Genomic DNA, 13,809 nt, shown 5'->3' with positions numbered 1-13,809 from the left:
CGGCGGCCCCGGCCCGCAGCCCCGCGTACCAGCGGGCGACCAGTACGACCGCCCCCGGCAGCGCCGCCACGAAGCTGAGCACGCCGTACACGACGGCGACCGCGAGGCCGGTGCTCGCGCCGAGCCCGGCGGCGCCGAACGCCCAGGCGGTGACGCCCTCGCGCGGGCCCCAGCCGCCGACGTTCAGCGGCAGGCCCATGGCGAGCAGGGCGAGGACGGCGATCGGCAGCAGCTCGAGGACGGAGGCGTCGGAGCCGGCGACCTGCGCGGCCACCACGAACATCCCGAGGTGTCCGGCCAGTACGACCGCCGAGGACACGGCGACGCCAGGTCCGTTGCGCCGGGACAGCAGTCCCTCGCGTGCCTCGGCCAGTCCCGCTCGCAGCCGGCCGCCGCGCCGCGGCGCCGAGGAGTTCATCCGGACGGCGAGGACGACGGCGAGCGCGCCCACGCCGGCCAGCAGGACCAGCGGGGCGATGTGCCGTACGTCCTGCATGACCGGGGAGGGCAGGGTCAGCAGGACCGTTACGCCTGCGACGGCCAGCACGAGCTGTCCCGCGGTGCGCTCCAGGACCACGGCCCGCACGCCGCGTCCGACGTCACCGGCGCTCTGCCCGTGCCGTACCGCGCGGTGCACGTCGCCGAGGACGCCGCCGGGCAGGGCCGCGTTGAGGAACAGGGCCCGGTAGTAGTCGGCGACGGCCGGGCCGAGCGGCAGCCGGATGCGCAGCCCGCGGGCCACCAGCGCCCAGCGCCAGGCGCTGAACACCGTGGTGACCGCGCCGATCCCGAGCCCCACCAGCAGTGTCGGCCCGTCGATCCGGCGCAGCCCGTCCATGAAGACGCCGGTGCCCAGCCGCCACAGCAACACACTGAGGATGACGACTCCGGCGACCGTCCCGAAGTGCGTGCGGACGGCTCGGTTGCCGAGCAGGGCGCGCAGCCGGGAGGGCTTCTCCGCCCGCGGCCCGGTCACGATGACACCGATACGGGCCTCGGACACGGCGGCACCGGTGCGGGCCACCGAGGGGCTGCGCAGGGGCCGGCGTGCGACCGCCCTGGCCCCCTCCGCCCACACGACCGGCGGCGCGACCGTCACCCGGGGGCCCGCCGTCTCCGCGCTCATCAGATCCCGCCCGTCGGCCGGGCCAGTGCCAGCAGGTCGCTGTGGTGGACGGTGACGTGCAGTTCGCCGGCCGCGCAGGCCGCCAGCCGGGCGGCCAGGTAGGCCTCGGCGCGCTCGGCCAGCGCGGGGCGCTCCTCCACGGCCGCGCCGACCCAGCCGCGCAGCCACTGGGCGGTCAGGCCCACGTTCTCGGGGCCGAGCCGCCACGGGCTCGGGTGCACCTTGACGGTCGCGCCATGGGCGGCGAACGCCTCGCAGGCCACGGTCACCGAGTCGGGGCCGAGGAGGCCGCCGCGCCGCTGGTGGTCGTTGAAGGCGGCGGCGATCTCGTCGTCCAGCGGGTCCGGCGGGCTGAGTTCGACGCGTCCGGCGACCGAGAGCGTCAGCAGCGCCGGGCAGCCGGCGCCCGCACAGGCCGCGGCGAGCGTCTCGACCTCCTCGCGGGTGAGGACGTCCAGCAGCGCGGACGCGGTGACCAGCGAGGCGCCGAGCAGGGCGTCCGGGGTGAGGCGGGCGACGTCGCCGCGCCGTGTCTCGACGGTGACCCGGCTGCCGTCGGCGGCCGCCCGGGGAGAGGCGACGGCCGCGAAGTGCAGGAGGTAGGGGTCACGGTCGTGCAGGATCCAGTGCTGGGCGCCGTCCAGGCGGGGGGCCAGCCAGCGGCCCATCGAGCCGGTGCCGCATCCCAGGTCGTGGATGGCAAGACCGCCGCGTCCCGGCAGGTTGGCGAGCCGGATCCGCAGCGGGTCCAGCAGCTCCATCGCCCGGGCGGCGGCGTCGGCGGGCTCGCGCAACTCCAGCCACTCGGGGGCGTAACGGGGCTGCTCGTCCGGCCCGACGTCCCGCAGCCGCACGGTGGGCCGCTCACCGGTCCGGCTCACCGGTCCGGCGCCGGCGATCACGCCGAGCATCGCGTCGTCGGCACCGGAACCCACCGGCTCCACCAGGGACTCCGCACCGGCGGCCCCGGCCCGCGGCGCGGAACCGGAACCCGTGCCGGAAGTCGCGGCCTGCGCCACCGGTCCCGAGCCCACCGGCTGCGCCGCGGACTCCACGCCCGTAGCCACCGCGCGTGCCGCGGAGCCGCCGTCGGGGATCAGGGACTCCACCATGGAACCAGCCTCCTTGCGGACCGGCTGTGCCGGAATGCCGCCCACGCGTCGTGCCACGTCGGCCGGGGTCGCCGTCGTCTTCCTCATGCCGCCCTCCGGGGTTCGCTGGGAAGCCGGCCCAGGACGCCGGCCAGGCTCTGGGCTGTCGTCGCCCAGCCGTTCAGGGCCGCCCGGCGGCCCCGCGCGGCGGCCTTGAGACGACGTCGTACGTCGGCCTCGCCGAACCAGCCGCGCAGCTCGACCGCGAGGGCGGCCGGGTCCTCCGGCGGGACGAGAATGCCGGGGACGCCACCGTCGGGGGCGCGGCCGACCGCCTCGGGCAGCCCGCCGACGTCCGTCGCGAGGACGGGGATGCCGCGGGCGAGCGCCTCGGTGACGGCCATGCCGTACGTCTCCGCGTAGGAGGTGAGAACCATCAGGTCGGCGGAGGCGTAGGCCGCGTCGAGCTCGGCGCCGGCCTTCGGACCCGCAAGCTCCAGCCGGTCCTGGAGGCCGTACTTGGCGATCAGGCCGCGCAGATGGGCGACGTACTCCGGGTCCTGCCCGAGTCCGCCCACGCACACGCAGCTCCACGGCAGGTCTCTCGCCGCCGCCAGCGCTTCCACCAGCCGGTGCTGGCCCTTGCGCGGGGTGACGGCGGCCACGCACAGCAGGCGCGACACGCCGTCGGTGCCGGAGGCGAGGGGGGCGATGTCGGCGCCGGGGGCGGCGACATGCACGCGCTCGGGGGCGAGACCGTGGTGGGAGACGAGGCGGCGCACCGCCCAGTCGCTGGTGGCGACGACGGCCGGGACGGCCCGCAGCACGGCCCGCTCCTTGGCGTCGAGGTCGGCCGCCACCTCGGGCGCGAGGCCCCGCTCGTCACCGAGCGGAAGATGGACGAGGACGACGAGCCGCAGCCGCTCCGCCTCGGGGACGATGATCTCCGGCACCCCGCAGGCCACGATCCCGTCGAGGAGGACGACCGTGCCGTCGGGGAACTCCCGCAGCGTCCGCGCCAGTTCCGCACGGGCGGCCGCCTCCGGGCGGGGCCAGGAGCCGGACACCCGGTGCTTGTGCACCTGCCAGCCGAAGCCGGGCAGATCCAGGCAGAGGCGCCGGTCGTAGGCGTTGCCGCCGCTCGGGTTCGCCGGGTCGTCGACACCGCCCGGCATCACGAACTGTACGGAGCGCAGGGACATGGGGATGATCCCGCCGATCTTGGGAAGCGCGGCCTGGGCGGGCACGTACGCGAGCGGGGCCTTGGACACGGCCGCCTTCTCCAGGGTCACATCGGTCACAGCGCACGCTCGTAACTCGCCCAGGCGACGTGCGACTCGTGCAGGGAGACCGCGATGGCGGCGATGCCCCGGGCGCCCTCGCCGAGCGCGCCCTTGTGGATGCGTTCCGCGAGCCGGTCCGCGATGACCTTGGCCAGGAACTCGGTCGAGGTGTTGACCCCGGCGAAGTCTGGCTCGTTGTCGAGGTTGCGATAGTTCAGCTCGCTGACCACGGCGCCGAGCTCCTGCGTGGCCAGCCCGATGTCGACGACGATGTTGTCGTCGTCCAGCTGCTCGCGGCGGAAAGTGGCGTCCACGAGGAACGTCGCTCCGTGCAGGCGCTGCGCGGGTCCGAAGACCTCGCCGCGGAAGCTGTGGGCGATCATGATGTGATCGCGGACGGTGACACTGAACAACGGACGACCCTCCAGGTGCGGCGCCTCTGCTCCCCCGGCCGTTGGCCGCCGGGGGATGCCGTGTAGTACGGCTCTTCGCTTCCCCCTGTTCAGCCCGATCTCACTCTTTTCTCAGGTCAGGCGCTCTTGTTCGTACCTGACGCGGTGACACAGGGCCGGAATCTCGCCGGTCGCGAGCTTCGGCATCACCTCCGGCAGCTCCTCGAATGCGCTGTCTCCGGTGACGAGGGCGTCGAGCGCCGGGTCGGCCAGCAGCTCCAGGGCGAGCGCGAGCCGGTCGGCGTACGTCCGGCTGGAGCGGCGGGCCGGGGAGACGGTGCCGACCTGACTGCTGCGGATGACCAGCCGCCGGGAGTGGAAGTCCTCGCCGAGCGGGAGGGAGACCTTCCGGTCGCCGTACCAGCTCAGTTCGAGGACGGTGCCCTCGGCGGACAGCAGCTCCAGGGAACGGGCGAGGCCCTGTTCGGTGGCGCTGGCGTGCACGACGAGGTCGAGACCGTCGCGGGCGTCCTCGGGGGCGGCGAAGTCGACACCGAGGGCCTCGGCGACCTTGGCCCGCGCCGGGTCGGCGTCCACCAACTGCACGCGGACGCCGGGGAAGCGGGCGAGCAGCGCGGCCACCGAGCAGCCGACCATGCCGCCGCCGACCACCGCGATCCGGTCGCCGACCAGCGGCGCCGCGTCCCACAGCGCGTTGACGGCCGTCTCGACGGTGCCGGCCAGGACGGCCCGCGGCGCGGGCACCGAGTCCGGTACGACCGTCACCGCCGCCGCCGGGACGACGTACCGCGTCTGGTGCGGGTAGAGGCAGAAGACCGTGCGCCCGACCAGCGCCGCCGGTCCCTTCTCCACCACCCCGACGTTGAGGTAGCCGTACTTCACGGGCGCCGGGAAGTCGCCCTCCTGGAACGGCGCCCGCATCGCCGCGTGCTGGCTCTCGGGCACCCCGCCACGGAAGACGAGGGTCTCCGTGCCACGGCTGACGCCGGACCACAGCGAGCGCACCAGCACCTCGTCCCCGGCCGGGTCGGGAACGACGACCTCGCGGATCTCCCCCTCACCCGGAGAGCTGACCCAGAACGCACGAGCGGTGACAGACATCGGCATCCTCCTGAACGATCGGCAACCGGCCCACGTACCGAGGTGTGCACAGTCCGCGCACAGTACGCGGCACTGATCATCTTTGTCATCTGGCCGGAGGAATGTGCGGTGGCCCTGAACAACACTTACGACGCAAGGCTGGTCCAGCAGGAGACCGCTGTGGGAGCGGGCGTTCAGATCCTGTTGCTGGCTCTGCTCGGCTCGGCGATCGGCCTGGGGCCGGCGGGCTGGGTGACCGGTCTCGTCTTCGCCATCGCCACCTGGGCGGTTCTTTCCCGGGCGCTGCACCGCTCCAGCCTGCGCTCGTTCGGCCCGGCCAACCGGGTCACGCTCGGCCGGGCGACCCTGGTCGGCGGGGTGACCGCGCTGGTCGCGGACTCCTTCGAGAGCACGCCTCCGGTGACGCTGCTGGTCGGCCTGACGGCCGTGGCCCTGATCCTCGACGGCGTCGACGGCAAGGTCGCCCGTCGTACCGGCACCTCGACCGCGCTGGGCGCCCGCTTCGACATGGAGGTCGACGCGTTCCTGATCCTGGTGCTCAGCGTGTACGTCTCGATGGCGCTCGGACCGTGGGTCCTGCTGATCGGCGGCATGCGCTACGTGTTCGTCGCGGCGGCCCGCGTCGCCCCCTGGCTCAACGCCCCGCTCCCGCCGAGCACCGCCCGCAAGACGGTCGCCGCGCTCCAGGGCGTCCTGCTGCTGCTGGCGGGCGCGAACCTGCTGCCGTACGCGGCCAACTTCGCCGTCGTCCTGCTGGCGCTGGGCTCGCTGGTGTGGTCCTTCGGCCGGGACGTGCTGTGGCTGCGGCGGACCTCGCGGATCGCGACGCAGGCTCCGGCGCCGAAGGTCCTGGAGCTCGTGTAGCTCCCCTCTCCCATGGGGCAGGGCCCGGACCGGGTTTCACGGTCCGGGCCCTGCCCCATGGGCTCCCCGCGTGGTTACGACCGTGCCGACCGCGTCCGTACGACGGCGAGGGCGGCGGCCGCGAGCCCCAGCACACCGACGACCAGCCCCGCGATGCCCAGCCCTCGGGCGGTGGAGTCACTGGCGTCGGTGGCGGTGACCTGGACCGTGCCGCTCTTGGTGCCGTCCGTGCCGTCCGTGCTCTTCGAGGCCGTGTCGGAGGTGCTGTCGCCGTCGTCCGCCGCGGCCGCCGTCAGCTTCAGCACCGGCGCCGGGTTCTCCGGTTCGTCCGCGCCCGCCTCGGCCTCCTCGATCCAGCGGACGGTCTTCCCGTCGGAGTAGGTCTGGAGGGTCTTGAAGGCCAGCTGACCGGCGTCGTCGGGGAGCTGACCGAAGGCGACGTCGAAGTCCTCGTACTGGCCGGCGCCGATCTTCCCGCCGGTCCAGGTGATCTCGGAGACGGCCTCGGTGATCGTGCCGTCGTCGGTCTTGACGGGCGTCTTGAGCTTCGTGGTCGTCACCTTCGCCGTCCAGCCGTCCTGCGGGTGGACCAGCACGCCGAGCACGGGGTGGTCGGTGGGGAGGAAGACCTGGACCTTGGTGGTGCTCGCGGTGTCCTCCTCGTTGGGGACCCGGAAGCTGAGGACGCCGTCGGTGGCGCCCTTGGCGTAGCTCTCGGGGTGCACGGTGACATGTGCGGAGGCGGCACCGGCGGCGGCGAGGACCGCGGCCGCGGCGAGCACGGTGCCGAGACCGGCGCGGCGCAGGGCGGGGTGTGTCGTGGACATGAGTGGGTGATCTCCGTACCGGAAGGATGGGGTCCGGCTCGGGGCCGGCTCGGGGTCAGATCGCGTACGGGATCGGGGCGGGCGGTCCGCGGCGGCTCACCGCGTGGCGCAGCAGCAGCTGCCGGAGCGGGACGGGAGCCGGGGCGGCGGGGTGGACCGACGGCACGGGCGGCGGGGCAGGGGTCCCCCGCCACCAGGCCGCGAGGCCCGGCAGGAAGGCGACCGCCCAGCGCAGCAGCGACCACAGGGCGGCCTCTCCGCGCCGCAGCCACCAGGAGGCGGCCAGCGCGGCGAGGACATGGGCCGCTGTCGCGTGCGGCGTCATGGCCGTGACGGTGTGGGCGTGCAGGTGCATACTGTGCGCGTGCATACCGTACGCATGCATACCGTGCGCGGACGTCATGGGCATCGCGGGCATGGTCTGCACGGCCGTACGGGAGCGGGCCGCGTCGAAGGCGACGTGCAGGCCGGCCTGGGTGGCCAGCATGGCCGCGCCGATCCCGGGCAGTGCGCGTTCCCGGGCGCCGAGCAGCCACCCGGCGGCGAAGACGGCCAGGAAACCGGCGCCGTCCGCCCATGGCGGCGGCGTGTCACCCGTGGCGAGCCCGTGCCCGGCGGCGGCCAGCAGCACGCACACCGCGGCGAACACCGCGGCGCGCAGACTCCGGACGGCCGGGGACGCACTCATGGTGACGGATCCTCCCACGTGCGACTGATACGTCGACCGCCGCTCCCGCGTTCACGTTCTCCCGCGCTCATGCGCTCCCGTGTCCATGCGCTCCCGTGTCCATGCGCTCCCGCGTTCCCCCTGCCGGGAAGGAGCGCGACAGCCGCGGCCGGCACGGCGGCCAGGAGGAGCCAGGGGACGGCCGGGGGCAGCCCGGCGTCCAGGAGACTCCCGGTGGCCGCGCTGCCGAGCAGCACGATCAGCCCGGAGACCGAGGACAGTGCCCCGGTGTACAGGCCGAGCCGGCCCTCCTCGGCGAGGTCGGGCAACCAGGCGCGGGCGGCGGGCACGACGAGCATCTGACCGAGCGTGAGCAGCAGGACGAAGCCGGCCGCGGGCAGCAGCCCGGCCGTCCCGGTCCGCCCGGCGGGCAGGGCGACGGCCACGACGGCGAATCCCGCGGCGATCAGCGCGAGCCCGGCCGCCATGGAGCGGCGGGGGCCGAGCCGCTCCCCCGCCCACCGGGTGACCGGCAACTGGGCCGTCACGACCAGCAGCGACGACAGCGCGAACAGCCAGGCCAACGACGCCTGCGAGGCGGCCGCCCGCTCCACCTCGGCGGGCAGGGCGAGGTAGAGCTGGTTGTAGGCGAGGAGATAGGTGCCGTACGCGCAGCACAGGGCGAGGAAGCGGCGGTTGCGGAGCAACGGGCCGACACCGCCGCGTACATGGACCCGGGAGCGGCCGGGGATGTGCTGTGGCAGCAGCCAGGCGTGACCGGCGAGGACGAGGACGAAGACGCCGGCTCCGGCCAGACACACCGCGCGGAAGTCGACGGCGAGGAGCAGCGCGCCGAGCACCGGCCCGACGAACGCCCCGGCCTGCCCGGCGACCGTGAACAGCGCGAGCACCCGGGTCCGCGGCCCACCGCCCGACTCCTCGTGCACGACGGCCTGTCGCGCCACCTCGGACTCGACGGCGGGTGAGAACAGCGCGGCAGCGAACCCGGTCAGCAGCACCGCCCCGACGACCGTCCAGGTCCGCTCGGCGTAACCGAGCCAGCCGAACCCGGCGATGCGCAGCGCGCATCCGGCGAGGACGACGGGCCGGACGCCGTAGCGGTCGGCGAGCGCTCCGCCGACCACGAACAGCCCCTGCTGGCTGAAGGTCCGCAGCCCCAGCACGAACCCGACCAGCCAGCCTGCCATGCCGACCGCGTCGCCCAGATGCTCGGCGAGGAAGGGCAGGACCGCGAAGAAGCCGATGTTGAAGGCGAGTTGAGTGAGGATCAGCAGGCGCAGGAGCGGCGGGAGCGGAGGCGCCCCCTGCGGGCTGCGGCGCGGGGAAAGGTGCGTCACCGTCATCGGGCGCCCACCAACTCCGGTTGTGTGGACGGCTGATCGTCGGCGAGCGGGTCTGCCGTACGAGGTCGCCGTGGCCGCGGTCGTCGCAGTCCGCCCGCCGCGGTCACCGCCAGTGCGCCGAGGACGGCGAGGACGGTGGCGGGAGCGAGGACGGCCCAGGGGGCGCGTTCGGCGTAGGGCTGGTTCTCGGCCAGGAGCAGGCCCCACTCGGGGGACGGCGGCTGGGCTCCGAGACCGAGGAAGCCAAGGGAGGCCAGGGCGAGGGCGATGCCGGGCTGGCGCAGGAGGGCGTGCCGGGCCACGGGCGGGAGGACGGCGGGCAGGAGCTCGCTCCTCAGCAGATGTCCGGGGCCGGCGCCGAGGGCGCGGGTGGCGGTCAGATGGAGGGTGGCCCGCTCCTGCCGCAGCAGCGCGGAGGTGTGCGCGGCGAGCGGCGCCCAGGCCACGACGGCCACGGCGAGAACGGGCGTCGTGGGCCCGCTGCCCCAGACCGCGGCGACGAGGAGCGCGGCGAGCACCGGCGGTACGGCGTTCACGGTGTCGACGAGCGGCCCGGACAACCGGGGCAGCAGCCCGAGCAGTACGCCGGCCGTCAGTGCGATCGCGCTGATGGCGAGGGCGAGGAGCAGGGTGTCGAGGGCGCCGTGCGCGACCCGGGCGAGGACGTCGCGACCGAGCGCGTCGGTGCCGAACGGGTGGGCGGTGGAGGGGGGTCGGAGGCGGGCCGCGGTGTCGAGGGCGAGCGGATCACGGGGCAGCCCGAGGGAGATGACCACGGACAGCAGAAGACCGTATGCAATAGGCAGGATCCTGCGGACCGGCGGCGATGGCCGGTGGAGTGTATGCAATGCGCCGTCGCGCAGCGCGGGGCCGATGAGCAGCCGGGCGGCGAGCCGGGCGCCGCCGGTGGTGACGGCCGCGAGGGCGACGAGGACGAGGGTGCCGGCCTGGAGGACGGGCAGGTCCTGCGCGATCGCGGCCTGGAGGGTGGTCCGGCCGAGCCCGGGAATGTCGAAGATCTGCTCCACGGCGACGGACCCGCCGGTCAGCCCCACGAGGAACAGCCCGAGGTTGGGCAGCAGTCCGGGCACACAGCGGCGCAGCGCCTTGCGGGCGATGCTCCGGCCGGGCAGTCCGCGCGCGGCGGCGGCCAGCGCCCAGGGCTCGACGAAGGCGGCCGGCAACTGGTCGTCGAGAAGGCGCCCGAGCACCGCACCGGCGGGCAGGCCCAGGGCGAGCGCGGGCAGCACCGTCCACTGCGGGCCGTACCAGCCGAGAGCGGGCAGCCATCCCCACTGCACACCGACGACGGTGGCGAGCACGGAAGCCGTCAGGAACTCGGGCAGCGCGGCGAGCACTGCGGAACCGGAGCCGCCTGCGGGCCGGCCCTCCAGCCGCCGCCGCGCGCCGAGGTACAGGGTGCGGGCGCACACGCCGGCGGCGGTGACCAGGGCGACCGCCAACGCCACCACCATCAGCAGCAGCGACGCGCCGAGTGCCTCGAGGACGCCGGGCAGGACGTCGGCTCCGGAGATCCACGACCGTCCGGCGTCCCCGCGCGGCAACCCCGCGAGCCACTGCCCGAGCAGGTGCAACGGGCCGTCGTCCACACCGAGTTGGGCACGGATGTCGGCCAGCACCTCGGGCGTGGCGTCACGGTCGGCGGACCGCGCCTTCAACACGGTCAGCGCCGGGTCGGTGTGCGACAGCCAGGGCAGCAGCCCGATGCCGCACACCAGCAGCGCGACCAGCACGGCACGCCACAGCAGCGCGCCCAGCCTGCTCCTCATGCCGTCAGCGCCGGGTCCCGGTGCCGACGAGCGTGCGCTCGTACGGATCGAGAAGCACACCGCTGACCTTGGCGCCGACGCCGGTGATGACGCGCTGGTGGACCAGCGGGACGACGGCGTCGGTGCCGAGGATCGCGGCCTCGGCGGCCAGGGCGGCGTCCTGTCGCTCGCCGGTGTCTGCCACCGTCTGCGCCTTGGCGACCGCCCGGTCGACGCCCTTGTCGCACAGCAGGGCGAGGTTGTAGCCGCCGTCACAGGTGAAGTCGCCGGCCAGGAGGGAGACGGGGTCGCCGGTGTCGAGGAGGCTGTTGCGGGCGCCGACGAAGGCGTCGAACTTCCCCGCGAGCGCGTCGCTCTCCAGCCTCGAGTACTCACGCACCTCCAGCTTCACCTTGAATCCGGCCTTCTCCAACTGCTGCTTCAACACCTGGGCGACTTCCGGGAGTTCGGGCCGGTTGTCGTAGGTGGCCAGGGTGAGCGAGGCGCCGCCGGGACTACCGGCCCTCGCTCGCCCGGCGGGCCGGACGCGCTTGCCCTCGGCCCAGGTGACGGCGGGGCCGTAGATACCGGCGCCCGCGTCCGCGTGACCCTCGTAGACGCCCGTGGCGAGGGCGGAGGTGTCGACGGCCGCGCGGGCTGCGGCGCGCAGGGCCGGGTCCTTGAAGACGCCCGACTTCACGTTGAGCAGCAGGCTTGTGGTGCGGGTCGTGGCGGTCTCGCGGCGGGTGTCCGCGTCGAGGGTGGCCGCCTGGGCGACGGGTATCGCCTCGGCGAGGTCGACCTGTCCGGTGCGCAGGGCGTTGGCGCGGGCGGTGCCGTCGGCGATGAAGCGCACATCGACGCCGGAGGCCTGGGCCCGGCCGCCCCAGTAGTCGTCGAAACGGTCGAGATCGGCGGCTGTGGCGCCGGTGACCTCGGTGAGTTCGAAGGGTCCGGTGGCGGTGCCGACCGGGTCGACGGCGCCCTTCTTCTTGTAGGCCTTCGGGGCGAGGACGGCGAGGCCGGGGCTGGACAGCCGCAGGGGCAGGACCGGGTCGGGGGCGGCGGTGGTGACGCGTACGCCGGTACTGCCCTCCGCCTTCGCCGTGAGGGTGACACCGGAGAGCGCGGCCGGGACCGGCTCGGCCTCGGTGGCGCGCGTGAGGGAGGCGGCTACGGCGGCGGGCGTGACGTCCGTACCGTCCTGGAATACGGCCTCGCGCAGGGTGAACAACCAGTTGCGGTCGTCCTCGCGGCGCCAGGACGCGGCGAGTGCGGGGGCGGCGGCGCCGTTGGCGTCGAGGGCGGTCAGCCCTTCGGTGACCCCGAGACGACTGAGGATCGTCGCGTCGGCGCCGTGGGGGGAGAGGTTCTCGGCGGGCGGGAAGGCGAGGACGACCCGCAGCCGGGAGCCGTCGTCGGCGCCGGAGGCCGCACCGCCGTCGCCACCGGAGGAGGCGAAGCAGCCGGCGAGCAGCGGGGTGAGGAGGACCGCGGCGAGAAGCCGGGGAGGACGGGGACGGCGGGGACGGCGGGGGAAGCGCATGGAGTTACCGGCCTGTGGGACGAGAGCGGGAGGAGGAAGGGGCGGAGGGGACGGAGGGGACGGAGGGGACGGAGGGGACGGACGGAGCAAAAAGGGAGGGAGCGGCGGGGAGGAGGACGACGAGGGAGACGTCGAGGGAGACGTCGAAGTGCACGATGCCCTGACCACCGGTCGCCTCTTCCCGCTCGTCGTGCACGACCGTGCCGAGCGACCGCCAGAACCCCTCGGCCCCCTCCACGGCCGGGTCCGTGTGCAGATAGACGGATCGATAGCCGCCGTCCGCGGCCGCGAAGGCGAGGAGTTCGGCCACCAGCCGCCGGGCGAGGCCGCGCCGGCGGTGCTCCCGGCGGACGTAGACGCGGCGCAGTTGCGCGGTCGTGCCGGAGGGGTAGCGCTCGGCGACATGGCGCGGGTTCGGCGGGTGCGCGGGACCCCGGGAGTCCAGGGCCGCGGTGGCGACGACCTCGCCGTCCTCGCCGTCGAGCGCGACCAGCAGGGTGTGGCGGGCCGGGGCGAGGTAGGCGGCGACGGGATCGATGATGTCGCCGTGCCACCGAGGCACGTAACCGGTACCGAAATCGCGGTAGACGGTGTCGAGCATGACGGCTCGGGCGCCGTCGAGGTCCTCGGGGCCCGCGGGCCTGATGCAGTAGTCACGCACTTGCGCATCATATGCATTAAGCGAAACAAGTTGATCACTTAACCACCACTCCCGGATTTGACAGAGATCGCAGCGCGCCCCTAAATCTAGCCACATGACATTCATTTTCAACAAGGGGGTGCTGTGATGCGCGTCGCGTTCGTGGGGAAGGGCGGCAGCGGCAAGACGACTCTGTCGGCCCTGTTCGCCCGGCAGTTGGCGCGATCCGGCGCACCGGTACTGGCCGTGGACGGCGACATCAACCAGCATCTGTCCGAGGCCCTGGACCCCACGGCGGGCACGACGCCCTTCACGGCCCCGCCCCTGGCCGCGCGACTGGGCGACATCAAGGACCTGCTGCGCGGCACCAACGCGCGGATCACCTCCCGCGAGGCGATGGTCAAGACGACCCCACCGGGCCGCGGCTCCCGGCTGCTGCGCCTGCTGGGCGACGACGAACTGCACACGCGTCACGTCCAGCGGGTCGGTGGCGTGCCGTTGATGGTGACGGGCGAGTTCGACGAGAGCGACCTGGGAGTGGCCTGCTACCACTCCAAACTGGGCGCGGTGGAGCTCTATCTGAGCCACCTGGTGGACGGCCCCGGCGAATACCTGGTGATGGACATGACGGCCGGCGCGGACGCCTTCGCCTCCGGCCTGTTCACCCGTTTCGACATGACGTTCCTGGTGGCCGAACCCACCCGCAAGGGCGTCTCCGTCTACCGCCAGTACCGCGACCACGCCCGCGAGTTCGGCATCCCTCTCGCCGTGGTCGGCAACAAGGTGACCGGCGAGGACGACCTGCTCTTCCTCAAGGAGGAGGTGGGCGACGACCTCCTCACCCACCTCGGCCTCTCCCCCTGGGTCCGCTCGGCCGAACGGGGCAATCCCCAGGGTGAGTTGGAAGAAGCCAACCGTCACGCCCTCAACCTCCTGCGCGAGACGGTCGACGCCCGCGAGAAGAACTGGCCGGCCCTCCACCGCCACGCCGTGGAGTTCCACCTCCGCAACGCCGGCGCCTGGGCGGACGCGGCGACCGGTCAGGACCTGGCCGCCCAGGTGGACCCGGAGTTCGTCCCGGGCCCGGTGTCACTGACCTGAGAAGACCCCGCGCGCGT

Annotated in this window: 12 protein-coding genes and 1 pseudogene; 2 read left to right on the top strand and 11 right to left on the bottom strand. The window is 74.0% G+C overall.

All coding sequences use genetic code 11. The features are described from left to right. Nucleotides 1-64: 64 nt before the first annotated feature. The 5 genes and pseudogenes from G9272_RS46255 to G9272_RS36560 form a co-directional block, all read right to left on the bottom strand. Nucleotides 65-1,126 (bottom strand): annotated as a pseudogene (locus G9272_RS46255) (lysylphosphatidylglycerol synthase transmembrane domain-containing protein); the annotation flags it as partial. Continuing rightward, nucleotides 1,126-2,037 carry an SAM-dependent methyltransferase gene (locus tag G9272_RS36575; protein WP_253268266.1) on the bottom strand — a complete coding sequence of 304 codons (912 nt, stop codon included), beginning with the start codon at nucleotides 2,035-2,037 and terminating at the stop codon, nucleotides 1,126-1,128. The gene G9272_RS36575 and the pseudogene G9272_RS46255, both read right to left, overlap by 1 nt. Before the next feature lie 284 nt (nucleotides 2,038-2,321). Continuing rightward, complete coding sequence (locus tag G9272_RS36570) at nucleotides 2,322-3,518, bottom strand: glycosyltransferase family 4 protein (protein WP_171400496.1); 1,197 nt, start codon at nucleotides 3,516-3,518, stop codon at nucleotides 2,322-2,324. Beyond that, a complete protein-coding gene (locus tag G9272_RS36565; RefSeq protein WP_054241489.1) occupies nucleotides 3,515-3,913 on the bottom strand; it encodes a 6-pyruvoyl trahydropterin synthase family protein in 399 nt (132 codons plus the stop codon). The genes G9272_RS36570 and G9272_RS36565 overlap by 4 nt, the downstream gene beginning before the upstream one ends. A gap of 111 nt (nucleotides 3,914-4,024) precedes the next feature. After that, on the bottom strand, nucleotides 4,025-5,014 hold the full coding sequence (locus G9272_RS36560; protein WP_171400495.1) for a zinc-dependent alcohol dehydrogenase: 990 nt from the start codon (nucleotides 5,012-5,014) through the stop codon (nucleotides 4,025-4,027). Between the two features lie 108 nt (nucleotides 5,015-5,122). Between G9272_RS36560 and G9272_RS36555 the strand changes: the two genes are divergently transcribed. Continuing rightward, the gene (locus tag G9272_RS36555) at nucleotides 5,123-5,878 is read left to right on the top strand and encodes a CDP-alcohol phosphatidyltransferase family protein (RefSeq protein ID WP_171400494.1); all 756 of its coding nucleotides are present in this window, start codon (nucleotides 5,123-5,125) and stop codon (nucleotides 5,876-5,878) included. Between the two features lie 74 nt (nucleotides 5,879-5,952). Here G9272_RS36555 and G9272_RS36550 read toward each other — a convergent pair whose 3' ends face one another. From G9272_RS36550 to G9272_RS36525, 6 genes are read right to left on the bottom strand one after another with little or no spacing between them, the layout of a single operon-like run. Then, nucleotides 5,953-6,705 (bottom strand): YcnI family protein, encoded by a 753-nt coding sequence (locus tag G9272_RS36550; RefSeq protein ID WP_171400493.1) that lies wholly within the window; start codon nucleotides 6,703-6,705, stop codon nucleotides 5,953-5,955. 55 nt (nucleotides 6,706-6,760) lie between these two features. Beyond that, nucleotides 6,761-7,393 carry a hypothetical protein gene (locus tag G9272_RS36545; protein WP_171400492.1) on the bottom strand — a complete coding sequence of 211 codons (633 nt, stop codon included), beginning with the start codon at nucleotides 7,391-7,393 and terminating at the stop codon, nucleotides 6,761-6,763. Further along, nucleotides 7,390-8,736: an MDR family MFS transporter gene (locus G9272_RS36540; protein ID WP_253268057.1), complete on the bottom strand. Its 1,347-nt coding sequence runs from the start codon at nucleotides 8,734-8,736 to the stop codon at nucleotides 7,390-7,392. Before G9272_RS36540 ends, G9272_RS36545 begins: the two co-directional genes overlap by 4 nt. Continuing rightward, nucleotides 8,733-10,526, bottom strand: a complete 1,794-nt coding sequence (locus G9272_RS36535) for an ABC transporter permease subunit (protein ID WP_171400491.1) — start codon at nucleotides 10,524-10,526, stop codon at nucleotides 8,733-8,735. Before G9272_RS36535 ends, G9272_RS36540 begins: the two co-directional genes overlap by 4 nt. A gap of 4 nt (nucleotides 10,527-10,530) precedes the next feature. After that, a complete protein-coding gene (locus G9272_RS36530; protein ID WP_171400490.1) occupies nucleotides 10,531-12,051 on the bottom strand; it encodes an ABC transporter substrate-binding protein in 1,521 nt (506 codons plus the stop codon). 4 nt (nucleotides 12,052-12,055) lie between these two features. Continuing rightward, nucleotides 12,056-12,712, bottom strand: coding sequence for a GNAT family N-acetyltransferase (locus tag G9272_RS36525; protein ID WP_171400489.1), 657 nt, complete (start codon nucleotides 12,710-12,712; stop codon nucleotides 12,056-12,058). 126 nt (nucleotides 12,713-12,838) lie between these two features. Between G9272_RS36525 and G9272_RS36520 the strand changes: the two genes are divergently transcribed. Beyond that, nucleotides 12,839-13,792 (top strand): ArsA-related P-loop ATPase, encoded by a 954-nt coding sequence (locus G9272_RS36520; protein WP_171400488.1) that lies wholly within the window; start codon nucleotides 12,839-12,841, stop codon nucleotides 13,790-13,792. The last annotated feature ends 17 nt before the right edge of the window (nucleotides 13,793-13,809 follow it).

Origin of the sequence: Streptomyces asoensis (assembly GCF_013085465.1) — a bacterium.
Taxonomy (GTDB): Bacteria; Actinomycetota; Actinomycetes; order Streptomycetales; family Streptomycetaceae; genus Streptomyces; species Streptomyces cacaoi_A.
The sequence above is the reverse complement of the archived record's forward strand: the minus strand, read 5'-3'. Positions and strand labels throughout refer to the sequence as shown.